Raw genomic sequence first — 13,657 nt, 5'->3', positions numbered from 1 at the left:
GAAAAGTGCAGATTCTGGCAAAATATCGACTCACATCGGGCTAAGTCACTGATGGGCAAGAAACTATGCCGTGGGGGTTTTATTACAGCCTTGCTGCGGGTGCGCAGAAACCGGCGCCTCCCCGTTCGCACTTGCCGTGGTGGGTGGGGCTGGCTGGCGTCAAAAGCGGGTCACCGCACCAACACCGGCAGCAAAAAGCCCGGCTGACGCCGGGCTTTTTGAGAAACCATGCTCAGGTTCTCTGCGTTTACTCATCTTGCGCCGCGATATCAGCTTTTACCTTTTCCATGTCCAGATCGCGCAGCGCCTTGATCAGCTCTTCAAACTGGGCCGGCATCATGGCACCAGACTGATTGAACACGATGATGCCATCCTTGAGTGCCATCAGTGTGGGGATGGAGCGGATCTGGAAGTGGGCGGCCAACTCCTGCTCTTCTTCGGTATTGATTTTGCCGAACACGATATCCGGGTGCTTGAGCGCCGCCGCTTCGAAAGTGGGGCCAAACATTTTGCATGGGCCGCACCATTCGGCCCAGAAGTCGAGAATGACAATACCGCCCTTGTCGACGGTTTCATTGAAACTGCTGCCGGTGATATTGATGGTGGCCATGCCGTGCTCCCCGGCGGTGTAGCGACACCGCGAATAAGTGATAGCAGCAAAGATGGGACTGGCAGCGACATTTGCAAGTGCTGCCACCATGGTTTGTAGCAATCAGGATGATTGCGATGGGCTATCCCGACAAAGACAAAGGCCCACTCAGTGGGCCTTTGCTCTCTCTATATAGTGTGCTGAGCGATTTACAGTACCAGTTTGCTATAACTTTCTTTTTCCATCTGGCAGATTTCCACACACAGCTGGGTGCCTGACGGCCCGGAAACCTGTTGCTGCAATACTGGCAGCAGGCTGGAGGACAGTTGCTGGCGGGTAGCCAGATCACGCCCGGTCAGAATATGCAGTTGCAGGTGAACAAATGGGTGAGCACCTGGCTCAGTACCGGTCAGCCAGCAATCCAGCGGAATGGCCCGGCTTTTGATATCGACAGCCTGAAACTGCCCACTAGCCAGCAGCGTCTGGTTGATGGCCAGCAAGGTGGCGGGAACATCCAGCTGCAATCCTTTGCTGTACTGCATGATGATCTGCGGCATGTCAGGCTGCTTTCTTTTTCAGCTGATAACACTGGTGAATCTTGCGGTTGCGGAAGTCTTCCGACACCGACAGGGCGCTGATGTCGCGGATGTGATAGTCCTCGGCCAGCCGCTCGTCCAGCACGAAGCTGCGCAGATTATTGGAAAAGTACAGCGTGCCGCCCGGTGCCAGCAAGGCCATGGCATAGTCGATGAGCCAGACGTGATCGCGCTGGACATCGAGAATGTCCTGCATTTTTTTGGAGTTGGAGAAGGTCGGCGGGTCCATCACGATGAGATCGAACTGTTTGCCTTCGTCCACCGCTTGTTCCAGATACTGGAATACATCGGCGCGTACCAGCTGGTGGCGCGCCAGATCCAGCCCGTTCAGTTCGAAGTTGCGGCGCGACCAGTCCTGATAGGTGTTGGACATGTCGACGGTTTCGGAACTGACCGCTCCGCCGGCACCGGCGTAAACAGTAAAGCTGCCGGTATAGGCAAACAGATTGAGAAAGCGCTTGCCGGCGGCTTCTTCGCGCACACGCTTGCGCGTGTTGCGGTGATCCAGAAACAGGCCGGTATCCAGATAGGCATCCAGATTGACGATGAAGCGCTGGCCAAACTCCTCCACGATGAAGTCATCACCCAGCTTGCCCACCTTTTCATACTGGCTGACGCCCTTCTGGCGGCGACGGCTTTTCAGGGTGATGGCCTGCGGTGCGCGACCGGTGACCTCGGCAATGGCGGCGATGATGGCGGCAATCCACTGCTGATAGACTTCGTCTTCCATTGCCCAGCCGGTATCGTATTCCTGCAGATGCACGCGCTCGCCGTACAGGTCGACCGCCAGCGGAAACTGCGGCACGTCCTTGTCGTAGACACGCCAGGCATCCAGCCCTTGGCGTGAGGCCCACTTGGCGTAGTGCTTGTAATTTTTCTGCAGCCGGTTGGCAAAGGCGGAGACATCGACCATAACATTCCTTGGCGACAGCGGCCGGTGTGGCACTGCCGGGTAATTCATTCGGACAAAAACAAACGCGCGCCAGCATAAGCTACCGGCGCGCGCATCAGCAAGTCCCGCTTTACCGCCTATTCAGGCTGATACATGGCGATCAGCTTGCGATAGACCGGCTCGGGCAGATACTGGCGAATCATGTTCTGCCAGCCACGCGGGCCGACCAGGCCCTTGACCATGGTGGAGGACACTTCGGCATATTCCCGCGGAGGCAGCAGGAAGATGGTGGTGATATCCGGGTGCAGGTCCGAGTTGATGTAACGCATGGTGCGTTCGTATTCGTAGTCGCTGGCGGTACGAATGCCGCGAATGATGTAGTTGGCGCCGATGCTCTGGGCGTAATTCACCAGGAACTGGTTTTCGAACACGTCTACCCGCAGCTTGTTGAAGCCTCGGGTGACGGCACGCAGCATCTCGACGCGCTCATCCACACTGAAGGTACAGTGTTTTTCCGGATTCACGCCGACCGCCACGATGAGTTCGTCGAACAGCTCTACCGCTTCGCGAATCATCCACAAGTGACCGTTGGTGACCGGGTCAAAACTTCCGGCGTACACGGCTCTTTTCAATTCTCGCTTCCCTTTGGATGTGTGTGCCATGGCGACTGTATCGTGCAGAGTAAGGGGGGTAAAGGCATTTTTGTTGCAGTGCGCCAAAAATGCGGCATAACGGCGGGCTTTTGCGTCTTTTACATCATGATTGCAGATCATTCTGGTGCAAGAAGCAAGAAAGGCCGACAAAAAGCCGGCCTTCCTCATCAAAACCGCACCGGAATGGGTCAGCTATTGATGTTTTCCGCGTGATGGCAGGCAATCATCCGTTCGTCGAGCGCACGCAATTCGGGCACTTCCTGCTGGCAACGCTCGTTGGCAAACGGGCAGCGCTTGTGGAAGGTGCAGCCGGATGGCGGGTTCAGCGGGCTGGGCAGTTCGCCATGAATCTTGATCTTGATGCGGCGGTCTTCCGGATGGATCGAGGGCGTGGCCGACAACAAGGCCTGGGTATAAGGATGCAGCGGACGCGAGTAAATCTTCTCCTTGGCCCCCACTTCCACCGCACGCCCCAGATACATCACCATCAATTCATCTGCCACATGCTCCACCACCGCCAGATTGTGTGAGATGAACACATAGGCGGTATTGAACTCCTCCTGCAGATCCATGAACAGGTTCAGCACCTGCGCCTGGATGGACACGTCCAGCGCCGAGGTCGGCTCGTCGGCCACCACGATTCGGGGATTCAGCATCATGGCACGGGCGATGGCGATACGCTGACGCTGGCCGCCGGAGAACATGTGCGGATAACGGTAGTAATGCTCCGGACGCAAACCGACCCGCGTCATCATGGCGCGCACGCGTTCTTCGCGTTCGCTGGCGGACAGGCTGGTATTGATGTCCAGCGGCTCGCCCAGCTGAGTGCCAATCTTCTGGCGCGGATTGAGCGAGGCGTAGGGGTTCTGGAACACCATCTGCACCTTGGTGCGCATGGCTTTCAGTTCGGCCTTGCTGGCGGTGGCTGCATCCTGCCCTTCCAGCAATAGCGAGCCGGCAGTCGGCGCTTCGATCAGTGTCAACTGGCGCGCCAGCGTGGACTTGCCACAACCGGACTCGCCCACCACCGCCAGCGTCTTGCCGGCAGTCAGTTCAAAGGAGACGCCATTGAGCGCCTTGACCTGGGCCGCCGGCTTGAAAAAGCCCTGGGCGACATCGTAATAACGGGTGAGATCCCGTGCCTGCAATACGGTGCTCATCATGCCTCCTTGGCCGTAATCGGGTAGTGGCAGCGCACGACGCCACCTTCAATAGCGGTCAGGCCCGGACGTTGGGCCTTGCACTTATCCTCGACGTAGGGACAGCGCGGAGACAACAGGCAGCCGGATGGCCGGTCGTACTGGCCGGGCACGATGCCGGCCAGCGTGGACAGGCGATGCGCCCCCTTGCTGTGTTCCGGGATCGACTTGAGCAGTGCTTCGGTATAGGGATGAGCCGGTTTACGGAAGATGCCCGGCACTTTGGCCATTTCCGCCACCTGGCCGGCATACATCACCGCCACCTTGTGCGCGACTTCAGCCACCACGGCCAGATCGTGGGTAATCATGATCAGCGCCATGTTCTGGCTTTTTTGCAGATTGACCAGCAAGTCCATGATCTGCGCCTGGATGGTGACATCCAGCGCCGTGGTGGGCTCGTCGGCAATCAGCAACTTGGGGCTACAGGCGATGGCCATGGCGATGACCACGCGCTGGCTCATACCGCCGGACAGCTGATGCGGATAGGCTGCCAGACGGCTGGCTGCCGCCGGGATTTCCACCATTTCCATCAATTCCAGCGCGCGCTGCTTCAACGCAGCTCCGCGCAGACCCTGATGGATTTTCAGCACTTCCATGATCTGGTAACCCACGGTGTAGCTGGGGTTGAGCGAGGTCATCGGGTCCTGAAAGATCATGGCAATATCCTTGCCGACGATCTTGCGCCGCTCACGCGCCGAGATGGTGAGCAGGTTCTTGCCATCAAACTGCAGGGTATCCGCCACGATGCGGCCCTGCCCTTCCAGCAGGCCCATCATCGCCATCATGGTGACCGATTTGCCCGAACCGGACTCGCCGACGATGCCGACGATTTCGCCCTGATCAACCGTCAGGTCCAGGCCTTCCACCGCGCGGAAGGGATTGTGTTGCGAACCGAACTCCACCGAGAGGTTCTTGATTTCCAGCAGACTCATACATCCCTCCTCAGGCGGCGCGCTTCAGTTTCGGATCCAGCGCATCGCGCAGGCCGTCACCCATCAGGTTGATGGCCAACACCGACAGCAAAATGGTCAGGCCCGGCAGAGACACCACCCACCAGGCACGCTCGATGTAATCACGGGCAGACGCCAGCATGGTGCCCCACTCCGGCGTGGGCGGCTGAACGCCCAAGCCCAGAAAGCCCAGCGCAGCGATTTCCAGAATGGCCGAGGAGAAGCTCATGGTGGCATGCACGATCAGCGGTGCCATGCAGTTGGGCAGCACGGTGTTGAACATCAGGCGGAACAGCCCGGCACCGGACACGCGCGAGGCGGTGACGTAATCACGGTTCAGCTCGGTCATGGCCGAGGCGCGGGTCAGCCGCACATAGGCCGGCAAGGACACCGTGGCAATGGCGATCATGGCATTCATCAGGCCAGGTCCCAGAATGGCCATGATGGCTACCGCCAGCAACAGCGAAGGCAAGGCCATCATGATGTCCATGACGCGCATGATCACCCCGCCCAAGACCTTGGGGAAAAAGGCCGCCAGCAAGCCCAGCACCACGCCCGGAATCAGCGCCAGCAGTACCGAGCACATGCCGATGAACAGCGACAGGCGCGCACCGTAGATCAGGCGCGACAGGATGTCGCGACCCAGCTCATCGGTACCCAGCAAAAACTGGGCCGAACCGCCATCCAGCCAGGCTGGCGGTGTCAGCAGATGCTCACGGTATTGTTCGATGGGACTGTAGGGTGCCACGACAGGAGCCAGAATGGCGCACAGCAGCACGATGCTCATGAAGATCAGCCCGGCCACGGCACCCTTGTTATAGGAAAAGCCCTGCCAGAACTCCTTGAATGGCGAGGGGTAGCTCAGCGCCGCATCTTCGGCAGCCGACGCGACGGTAGAGGTGTTTGCATTAGTCATAGCGATACCTGCAAGCGTTATTTGGCGTGACGGATACGCGGATTGGCGACACCGTACAGAATATCCACGATGAAATTGGTGACGATCACCAGCGTGGCCACGATCAGGATGCCGTTTTGCACCACGGGATAATCGCGGCGGCTGATGGCATCGATCAGCCATTTGCCGATGCCGGGCCAGGAGAAGATGGTTTCGGTCAGCACGGCGCCGCCCATCAGCGTGCCCACTTGCAGGCCGATCACCGTCAGTACCGGAATCAGCGCATTACGCAGGGTATGCACAAAGATGACACGCGCCGGCGACAGGCCCTTGGCACGGGCGGTACGCACATAGTCTTCGCGCAGCACTTCCAACATCGAGGAGCGGGTCATCCGGGCAATCACCGCCAGCGGAATGGTCCCCAGCACGATGGCCGGCAGGATCAGATGCATCAGGGCATCCTTGAAGGCGCCGGCATTGGCCGCCGGATCGGCCGCTTCGGCCAGCCAGGTATCGATCAGCATGAAGCCGGTGCGCGGCGTGATGTCATAAGCCAGATCCAGCCGGCCGGAAACCGGTGTCCAGCCCAGCTTGACCGAGAAGAACATGATGAGAATCAGGCCCCACCAGAAAATCGGCATGGAAAAACCAGTGAGCGAAATGCCCATCACACCGTGATCCAGAATCGACCCGCGCTTGATGGCAGCAGTGACACCAGCCAGCAGGCCGAACACCACGGCAAACAGCATGGCGGCCAGCGCCAGCTCCAGCGTGGCGGGAAACAGTGTCTTGAACTCGACCCAGACACTGCTCTTGGTCACCAGCGACTCACCCAGATTGCCATGCAGCAGATTGCTGATGTAATCGATGTATTGCGCATACAGTGGTTTATCCAGGCCAAGACGGTGCATGGCATCGGCGTGCATCTGCGGATCCAGCGTGCGCTCGCCCACCATGACTTCGACCGGGTCCCCGGGAATCATGCGGATAAGGCCGAAAGTCAGCAGGGTAATGCCGAAGAACGTGGGAATCAGTAAACCCAGTCTGCGGAAAATGAAAGACAACATACGTACTTCTCCCGTGAATCCACACTGTCTTGCAGCATGACAGATGGACACCGTTAATTCAGACCCAAAGCGTGGATTTGGATGACGATACCGGTAACAGGGAGGAATGCGGGAGAGCGAAAGAGAACAACAAGAGGGTGTCGGGCAGAAGACGCCAGCTGAACCACCCACCTACATCAGCCACGTCTTCGCCACGACGGAGTGAAGATATCACCCGGGCGCGGCCACGCCTTTGATACAGGTCAAGCCTGCCACCACGGCGCTGGCACACCAGCCTCTGTCCTGCTGCTCATCCTGCTTCCGGCTGGCATCCCCTGCCTGTCGTGCCGGCAACTGCGCGCCCTTCTCTGATGGAAGGATAGGCAGTGTTACATGCAAAACATCGGGGGCTTGCGCCCCCGATGTTCAACACTTCCCCGCAGGGAAGCATGCTGGCATTACTTCAGGCTGACACCGTAGAAGGAGTTCAGACCGAACGGGCTGACCTTGAAGCCAACCACCGACTTGGACATCGGCTGTACCACGGTGGAGTGGGCAACCGTGGTGTACGGCAGTTGCTGCTTGAAGATTTCCTGTGCCTTGCTGTACAGCTTGGTGCGCTCGGCCACATTGGTGGTGCGCTTGGCTTTTTGCAGCAGGTCTTCAAACGGCTTGTAGCACCACTTGGCAAAGTTGTTGCCGTTCATGGCTTCGCAGCCCAGCTGGGTGCCCAGCCAGTTGTCCGGATCACCATTATCACCAGTCCAGCCGATCAGCATGGCATCGTGCTCGCCAGCCTTGGCGCGCTTGATGTACTCGCCCCATTCGTAGGTGGTGATCTTGGCCTTGACGCCGATCTTAGCCCAGTCAGCCTGTACCATTTCGGCCATCAGCTTGGCATTGGGGTTGTACGGACGCTGTACCGGCATCGCCCACAGGGTGATGTCGAAGCCGTTCGGGTAGCCGGCCTTGGCCAGCAGCGCCTTGGCTTTTTCCACGCTGTACGGTGCGTCTTTCAGGCTCTTGTTATACGACCACTGGGTCGGCGGCATCGGGTTGGTCGCGGCCTGGCCTGCGCCCTGGTATACCGCATCGATGATGGCTTTCTTGTTGACGGCCATGTCCAGTGCCTGACGCACTTCCAGCTTGTCCATCGGCTTGTGCTTGACGTTGTAAGCCAGGTAGCCCAGGTTGAAGCCGGCTTGGGAAATCACGTTCAGCTTGCTGTCAGCCTTCATGGCCGCGATGTCGGTCGGGCGCGGGAAAGCAGTAATCTGGCATTCGCCAGCCTTCAGCTTCTGGAAACGCACCGACGGATCGGTAGTAATGGCAAAGACCAGGTTGTCGACTTTAGGACCGTCGGCCTTGTCCCAGTACTGCTTGTTGGCAGCAAAACGGATCTGCGCATCTTTCTGATAACGCTTGAAGATGAAGGGACCGGTGCCTACCGGCTGCTGGTTCAGCAGTTGCGGTGTACCAGCCTTCAGCAGCTTGTCGGCGTATTCAGCCGACTGGATGGAGGCAAAGCTCATCGCCAGGTTCTGCAGGAAGGCAGCATCGATGCTCTTCAGGGTGAACTTGACGGTGTTGGCATCCAGCTTTTCGACCTTGGTGATGTTTTCATCCATGCCCATATCGGTGAAATACGGGAATTCGGTCGGGTAGGCTTTGCGGAAGGCGTTGTTCTTGTTGAGCATGCGGTCGAAGGTAAACACCACGTCATCCGCACCGAAGTCACGCGTCGGCTTGAAGTAATCCGTGGTCTGGATCTTCACGCCCTTGCGCAGATGGAAGGTGTAGGACAAGCCATCAGCAGCCACGTCCCATTTTTCCGCCAGACCCGGCACTACCTTGGTGCCACCGCGCTGGAATTGCACCAGTCGGTTGAAAACGGTTTCGGCGGCGGCATCGAAGTCCGTGCCGGTGGTGTACTGACCCGGGTCGAAACCGGCCGGGCTACCTTCCGAGCAATATACGAGCGTACCAGCAGCTTGCGCGGCCATCGAGGCCGTGGCGATCAGGCCGGCGGCCAGCAGCATTTTTTTTGCAGCTTGCATGTGTTCTTTCCTTTTCCTTTGTACAGACTTCGTGTTTTTTATCGATCGTCCGATCTCTTTAAGCGCTTTTTGGGCTGCTTTGGTCGGATACATTATGCAGAGAGGGGCAGTTTGACAAGCACCCCTCCCCTGTTTTCAGTCATTTATTGCGCGTGCACAGCAGTTGTCAGGCAAAAACTAGCACTTTTTAACCACAACGCTGCCGACCGAATAACCGGCACCAAACGAGGAAATGACCCCGATATCGCCGGTTTGCAAACCACTACGGCACAGATGAAAAGCAATGATCGAGCCAGCCGAGCTGGTATTGGCATAGCGATCCAGAATCACCGGAGCCTCCTGTTCCGCGGCATCGCGGCCCAGTACACGGCGGGCAATCAGCTGGTTCATCGCCAGATTGGCCTGATGCAGCCAGAAACGGCTGACCTGCTGCGGCTGGATGTCCAGGCTTTCCAGATGCTGCCCGATGTGCTCACCCACCATCGGGCACACTTCCTTGAAGACCTTGCGCCCCTGCTGCACAAACAGCTTGTCGATCTGGCCGATGCCCTGCTCGTCGCAACGATTCAGGAAACCGAAATTGTTGCGGATATTATTGGAGAACACTGTGGCCAGGCGGGTGCCGAGGATTTCGAACTGCTCGGCCGCAGTGGCCGACTCGGCGGCTTCCAGCACAATGGCCGTGCAGGCATCACCAAAGATGAAGTGGCTGTCGCGGTCGCGGAAGTTAAGGTGGGCCGAGCAGATTTCCGGGCTGATGACCAGCACCGCACGCGCCTGGCCGCTCTGGATGGCATTGACCGCAGTCTGAATGCCAAATGTGGCAGAAGAACAAGCCACATTCATATCGAAGGCATAACCCTGCACGCCCAGCGCCTGCTGAATTTCAATGGACACGGCCGGATAGGGGCGCTGCATATTGGAACAAGCCACCAATACCATATCGATGTCAGCCGCGCTTCTGCCCGCCTGGGCCAGCGCCGCCGTGGCGGCGGCCACGCCCATTTCGGCCTGGATGGACAATGCGTCGTTGCTGCGCTCCGGCAGGTAGGGCGTCATCCGCGCCGGGTCCAGCACCCCATCCTTGTTCATCAGATAGCGTTGCTTGATGCCGGAAGCCTTCTCGATGAATTCCGCACTGGATTCGGCCAGCGCGGTCAGGCTGCCGGCAGCGATTTCGGCCGCATGCTGCTGGTTGTATGCAGCGACATAGTGATTGAAAGCAACAACCAGCTCTTCGTTGCTGACGGCATGCGGCGGGGTAAACAGGCCGGTGCCGCTGATGACCACTTTCTTCATATTCCCTGTCTCTCTGACAAAAACGCCGCCAGCAATAGGTTCTGCCCTTACCACAGCAAGCGGTACGGCAGCAGCGCACAGCAGGCGGCATTTGTGATTGCACCCATGTAAACGGGCGTTTGCTCGAATGATACACCAAGCCCTGCACAGCCTGTAATTAATGCCCCCGGCCGTTTATAAACCTAGTAAAATGCTCAACTTTGCTGCACTTGCGTCGCAGGTCTGGGATGCTTTGCAACAACCATGTGCGCATGGATGCATTTATAGTTGACCAAATTAGTCGGGAATTGGGTATAATAAGCCCAACCACCCACCGGAGTTTAAGATCATGCGTCTCACCACCAAAGGCCGCTTTGCGGTAACCGCCATGCTCGACCTTGCCATGCGCGAAGCCAATGGCCCGGTGACACTGGCCGGCATCAGCGAACGCCAGAGCATTTCCCTTTCCTACCTGGAACAACTGTTTGGCAAACTGCGCCGTTCCGAACTGGTTGACAGCGTGCGCGGCCCTGGCGGCGGTTACACCCTGGCCCGCGTCCCGGCCGATATCTCGGTGGCAGACATCATCGCCGCCGTGGACGAGCCGGTTGACGCCACCCAGTGCGGCGGCCGCGAAAACTGTCATGACAACCACCGCTGCATGACCCACGACTTGTGGACCAACCTGAACGCCACCATTTTCGACTATCTGGCCAAGGTAACCCTGGGCAGCCTGGTTGAAAAGCAGCGCGCCAAGGAAGCAGCCGCCAAAGATAGCAATGTAATGCAGGACAAGCGCGAAAGCAGCACCCGTACTGCTGCCTCCGCCTCCAGCGCACTGTAAGCGCACCGCATCCCCGGAGAATTGATAATGAGTCAGCTCAAGCTTCCCATCTACCTCGACTATTCGGCCACTACCCCGGTCGATCCCCGCGTTGCCGCCAAGATGATTCCCTATCTGACCGAGCAGTTCGGCAACCCGGCGTCGCGTAGCCACAGCTTTGGCTGGACGGCAGAAGAGGCGGTAGAGAATGCGCGGGCAGAAGTGGCCAAGCTCCTGAATGCCGACCCCAAGGAAATCGTCTGGACCTCCGGTGCCACCGAGTCTGACAACCTGGCCATCAAGGGCGCCGCCCAGTTCTACAAGAGCCGTGGCAAGCACATCATCACCGTCAAGACCGAACACAAGGCGGTGCTGGATACCTGTCGCGAGCTGGAACGCCAGGGCTTTGAAGTCACTTATCTGGGCGTGCAGGAAAACGGCCTGATCGACATCGAAGAATTCAAGGCGGCCATTCGTCCGGACACCATTCTGGTGTCGGTGATGTACGTCAACAATGAAATCGGCGTGATTCAGGACATTCCGCAGATCGGCGAGATCTGCCGCGAAAAAGGCATCATCTTCCATGTCGATGCCACCCAGGCACCCGGCAAGGTGAAGATGGACATGAATGTGCTGAAGGTGGACCTGATGAGCCTGTCCGCCCACAAGGCCTACGGCCCCAAGGGTATTGGTGCACTGTATGTGCGTCGCAAGCCGCGCGTGCGCCTGGAAGCCCAGATGCACGGTGGTGGCCACGAGCGCGGCTTCCGTTCCGGCACCCTGCCCACCCACCAGATCGTCGGCATGGGCGAGGCTTTCCGCCTGGCACGTGAAGAGATGGACAGCGAGAGCGAACGCATCCGCATGCTGCGCGACCGTCTGTGGAACGGCATCAAGGATATGGAAGAGGTGTACATCAATGGCGACATCGACCAGCGTGTACCGCACAACCTCAATGTCAGCTTCAACTTCGTCGAAGGCGAAAGCCTGATCATGGCGATCAAGGACCTGGCCGTTTCCAGCGGTTCGGCCTGTACCTCGGCCTCGCTGGAGCCGTCCTATGTGCTGCGCGCACTGGGCCGTAACGACGAGATGGCACACAGCTCCATCCGCTTCACCCTGGGCCGCTTCACCACCGAAGAAGAAATCGACTTCGCCATTGCGCTGTTGAAAGATAAAATCGGCAAGCTGCGCGAACTGTCCCCGCTGTGGGAGATGTTCAAGGAAGGCGTAGACCTGAATTCGGTACAGTGGGCCGCACACTGAACATTCAATGATTTACGGGGTGGGCCAGCCAGTTTGGCCGGCCCCGTCAGCAGGAGAGAGAACCATGGCATACAGCGACAAGTTGATGGATCACTACGAGAACCCGCGCAATGTAGGTTCCTTCGAAAAGGGCGATGACAGCGTGGGCACCGGCATGGTGGGTGCACCGGCCTGTGGCGACGTGATGAAGCTGCAGATCAAGGTCAACGCCGATGGCGTGATCGAAGACGCCAAATTCAAAACCTACGGCTGTGGCTCGGCCATTGCTTCGTCGTCCTTGGTCACCGAATGGGTGAAAGGCAAATCGCTGGACGAAGCCATGTCCATCAAGAATACCGCCATCGCCGAAGAGCTGGCCTTGCCGCCGGTAAAGATCCACTGCTCCATCCTGGCCGAAGACGCCATCAAGGCAGCAGTCAGCGACTACAAGCAAAAGCACGGCAAGTAAGGAGCACGACATGGCTATCACTCTGTCCGCCAGCGCGGCCAACCACGTCAGCCAGTTTCTGGCCAAACGCGGCAAGGGCCTGGGCATTCGTCTGGGGGTGAAAACCTCCGGCTGCTCCGGCATGGCTTACAAGTTGGAGTTTGTCGACTCGGCCATCGAGGACGACATCACCTTCGAAAGCCATGGCGTCACCGTCTTCACCGATGCCAAGAGCCTGGCCTATCTGGACGGCACCGAACTGGATTACTCCAAGGAAGGGCTTAACGAAGGTTTCAAGTTCAACAACCCCAACGTGAAAAACGAATGTGGTTGTGGCGAAAGCTTCAACGTCTGATTGCGCGCCTTCGCGCCACACTGTCGTGGATGGCCGCTGCTAGCGGCCATCTGCCAGTCAACCAGCAGTTTCCCAGCCCAAGGCCATGACCACCGAATTCTCCCAGGATTTCTTCCAGCTGTTCGGCCTGTCGCGCCGCTTCGCGCTGGATAGCCAGCAACTCGAACAATCCTGGCGCGCCGCCGCCGCCGCCGTCCACCCAGACCGTTACGCCAGCAGCCCGGATGCGGAAAAGCGCATGGCTTTGATGCAGGCCACCCATGTCAACGAAGCCTATCAGACCCTGAAAAGCCCGCTGCGCCGTGGCCGTTACCTGCTATCGCTGCAGGGTGTGGATACCCAGGAAGAAACCAATACCAGCATGCCGCTGGACTTCCTGATGGCCCAGATGGAATGGCGCGAAAGCATCGAAGAAGCGCGCGAAAGCAGTGATGTCGACGCACTGGAAACCCTGTCCTCCCGCCTGCGCAGCGAAAAGCGCGCGCTGGAAGCCGAACTGGGCGAGGCGCTGGACACCACAGCAGACTTGGACGCAGCTGCGGTGATGGTGCGAAAATTGCGCTTTCTGGAAAAACTCGATCAGGAGATCGGCGACGCCATCGAAACCCTGCTTGGCTAAGCCGTCACAACT

At 58.5% G+C, this 13,657-nt stretch carries 15 protein-coding genes; 5 read left to right on the top strand and 10 right to left on the bottom strand.

The window, feature by feature from the left end:
• Nucleotides 1-247: 247 nt before the first annotated feature.
• The 10 genes from trxA to DBR44_RS04725 all read right to left on the bottom strand — a co-directional run bounded on the left by trxA (nt 248) and on the right by DBR44_RS04725 (nt 10,176).
• The gene (gene trxA, locus DBR44_RS04770; protein WP_124642541.1) at nt 248-610 is read right to left on the bottom strand and encodes a thioredoxin; all 363 of its coding nucleotides are present in this window, start codon (nt 608-610) and stop codon (nt 248-250) included.
• 188 nt (nt 611-798) lie between these two features.
• On the bottom strand, nt 799-1,146 hold the full coding sequence (locus DBR44_RS04765; protein ID WP_124642539.1) for a 5-carboxymethyl-2-hydroxymuconate Delta-isomerase: 348 nt from the start codon (nt 1,144-1,146) through the stop codon (nt 799-801).
• A 1-nt stretch (nt 1,147) separates the two neighbouring features.
• Nucleotides 1,148-2,098, bottom strand: coding sequence for a class I SAM-dependent methyltransferase (locus DBR44_RS04760; RefSeq protein WP_124642537.1), 951 nt, complete (start codon nt 2,096-2,098; stop codon nt 1,148-1,150).
• A gap of 116 nt (nt 2,099-2,214) precedes the next feature.
• Nucleotides 2,215-2,739 carry a pantetheine-phosphate adenylyltransferase gene (gene coaD / locus DBR44_RS04755; RefSeq protein ID WP_059286369.1) on the bottom strand — a complete coding sequence of 175 codons (525 nt, stop codon included), beginning with the start codon at nt 2,737-2,739 and terminating at the stop codon, nt 2,215-2,217.
• Nucleotides 2,740-2,918: 179 nt separating this feature from the next.
• Nucleotides 2,919-3,890 (bottom strand): peptide ABC transporter ATP-binding protein, encoded by a 972-nt coding sequence (locus DBR44_RS04750; protein WP_124642535.1) that lies wholly within the window; start codon nt 3,888-3,890, stop codon nt 2,919-2,921.
• Nucleotides 3,890-4,861 carry an ABC transporter ATP-binding protein gene (locus tag DBR44_RS04745; protein ID WP_124642533.1) on the bottom strand — a complete coding sequence of 324 codons (972 nt, stop codon included), beginning with the start codon at nt 4,859-4,861 and terminating at the stop codon, nt 3,890-3,892. Before DBR44_RS04745 ends, DBR44_RS04750 begins: the two co-directional genes overlap by 1 nt.
• 10 nt (nt 4,862-4,871) lie before the next feature.
• Nucleotides 4,872-5,795, bottom strand: a complete 924-nt coding sequence (locus DBR44_RS04740) for an ABC transporter permease subunit (protein WP_124642531.1) — start codon at nt 5,793-5,795, stop codon at nt 4,872-4,874.
• 17 nt (nt 5,796-5,812) lie between these two features.
• Nucleotides 5,813-6,841 (bottom strand): ABC transporter permease subunit, encoded by a 1,029-nt coding sequence (locus DBR44_RS04735; RefSeq protein WP_124642529.1) that lies wholly within the window; start codon nt 6,839-6,841, stop codon nt 5,813-5,815.
• 437 nt (nt 6,842-7,278) lie between these two features.
• Nucleotides 7,279-8,877 carry an ABC transporter substrate-binding protein gene (locus DBR44_RS04730; RefSeq protein ID WP_124642527.1) on the bottom strand — a complete coding sequence of 533 codons (1,599 nt, stop codon included), beginning with the start codon at nt 8,875-8,877 and terminating at the stop codon, nt 7,279-7,281.
• A gap of 177 nt (nt 8,878-9,054) precedes the next feature.
• A complete protein-coding gene (locus DBR44_RS04725; protein WP_124642525.1) occupies nt 9,055-10,176 on the bottom strand; it encodes a beta-ketoacyl-ACP synthase III in 1,122 nt (373 codons plus the stop codon).
• Between the two features lie 328 nt (nt 10,177-10,504).
• On the opposite strand from DBR44_RS04725, the gene iscR reads away from it, so the two are divergent.
• The 5 genes from iscR (at nt 10,505) to hscB (ending at nt 13,645) form a co-directional block, all read left to right on the top strand.
• Nucleotides 10,505-10,999, top strand: coding sequence for a Fe-S cluster assembly transcriptional regulator IscR (gene iscR, locus DBR44_RS04720; RefSeq protein ID WP_124642523.1), 495 nt, complete (start codon nt 10,505-10,507; stop codon nt 10,997-10,999).
• Nucleotides 11,000-11,026: 27 nt separating this feature from the next.
• Nucleotides 11,027-12,244 (top strand): IscS subfamily cysteine desulfurase, encoded by a 1,218-nt coding sequence (locus tag DBR44_RS04715; RefSeq protein ID WP_059286361.1) that lies wholly within the window; start codon nt 11,027-11,029, stop codon nt 12,242-12,244.
• 64 nt (nt 12,245-12,308) lie between these two features.
• Nucleotides 12,309-12,692 carry a Fe-S cluster assembly scaffold IscU gene (gene iscU, locus DBR44_RS04710; protein WP_124642521.1) on the top strand — a complete coding sequence of 128 codons (384 nt, stop codon included), beginning with the start codon at nt 12,309-12,311 and terminating at the stop codon, nt 12,690-12,692.
• Nucleotides 12,693-12,702: 10 nt separating this feature from the next.
• Entirely contained in the window at nt 12,703-13,026 is a 324-nt protein-coding gene (gene iscA / locus DBR44_RS04705; RefSeq protein WP_124642519.1) for an iron-sulfur cluster assembly protein IscA, read from the top strand.
• Between the two features lie 85 nt (nt 13,027-13,111).
• Nucleotides 13,112-13,645: a Fe-S protein assembly co-chaperone HscB gene (hscB, locus tag DBR44_RS04700; RefSeq protein WP_124642517.1), complete on the top strand. Its 534-nt coding sequence runs from the start codon at nt 13,112-13,114 to the stop codon at nt 13,643-13,645.
• Nucleotides 13,646-13,657: the final 12 nt, after the last annotated feature.

It is taken from the genome of Aquitalea sp. FJL05 (genome assembly GCF_003852595.1).
Classification (GTDB): domain Bacteria; phylum Pseudomonadota; class Gammaproteobacteria; order Burkholderiales; family Chromobacteriaceae; genus Aquitalea; species Aquitalea aquatilis.
Note: the sequence above shows the minus strand (reverse complement) of the source record. Positions and strands in the feature narration are given on the sequence as shown.

Coding starts and splice junctions, on each gene's coding strand:
- trxA (WP_124642541.1), bottom strand. CDS start 610: ATGGCCACCATCAATATCACCGGCAGCAGTTTCAATGAAACCGTCGAC.
- DBR44_RS04765 (WP_124642539.1), bottom strand. CDS start 1,146: ATGCCGCAGATCATCATGCAGTACAGCAAAGGATTGCAGCTGGATGTT.
- DBR44_RS04760 (WP_124642537.1), bottom strand. CDS start 2,098: ATGGTCGATGTCTCCGCCTTTGCCAACCGGCTGCAGAAAAATTACAAG.
- coaD (WP_059286369.1), bottom strand. CDS start 2,739: ATGGCACACACATCCAAAGGGAAGCGAGAATTGAAAAGAGCCGTGTAC.
- DBR44_RS04750 (WP_124642535.1), bottom strand. CDS start 3,890: ATGAGCACCGTATTGCAGGCACGGGATCTCACCCGTTATTACGATGTC.
- DBR44_RS04745 (WP_124642533.1), bottom strand. CDS start 4,861: ATGAGTCTGCTGGAAATCAAGAACCTCTCGGTGGAGTTCGGTTCGCAA.
- DBR44_RS04740 (WP_124642531.1), bottom strand. CDS start 5,795: ATGACTAATGCAAACACCTCTACCGTCGCGTCGGCTGCCGAAGATGCG.
- DBR44_RS04735 (WP_124642529.1), bottom strand. CDS start 6,841: ATGTTGTCTTTCATTTTCCGCAGACTGGGTTTACTGATTCCCACGTTC.
- DBR44_RS04730 (WP_124642527.1), bottom strand. CDS start 8,877: ATGCAAGCTGCAAAAAAAATGCTGCTGGCCGCCGGCCTGATCGCCACG.
- DBR44_RS04725 (WP_124642525.1), bottom strand. CDS start 10,176: ATGAAGAAAGTGGTCATCAGCGGCACCGGCCTGTTTACCCCGCCGCAT.
- iscR (WP_124642523.1), top strand. CDS start 10,505: ATGCGTCTCACCACCAAAGGCCGCTTTGCGGTAACCGCCATGCTCGAC.
- DBR44_RS04715 (WP_059286361.1), top strand. CDS start 11,027: ATGAGTCAGCTCAAGCTTCCCATCTACCTCGACTATTCGGCCACTACC.
- iscU (WP_124642521.1), top strand. CDS start 12,309: ATGGCATACAGCGACAAGTTGATGGATCACTACGAGAACCCGCGCAAT.
- iscA (WP_124642519.1), top strand. CDS start 12,703: ATGGCTATCACTCTGTCCGCCAGCGCGGCCAACCACGTCAGCCAGTTT.
- hscB (WP_124642517.1), top strand. CDS start 13,112: ATGACCACCGAATTCTCCCAGGATTTCTTCCAGCTGTTCGGCCTGTCG.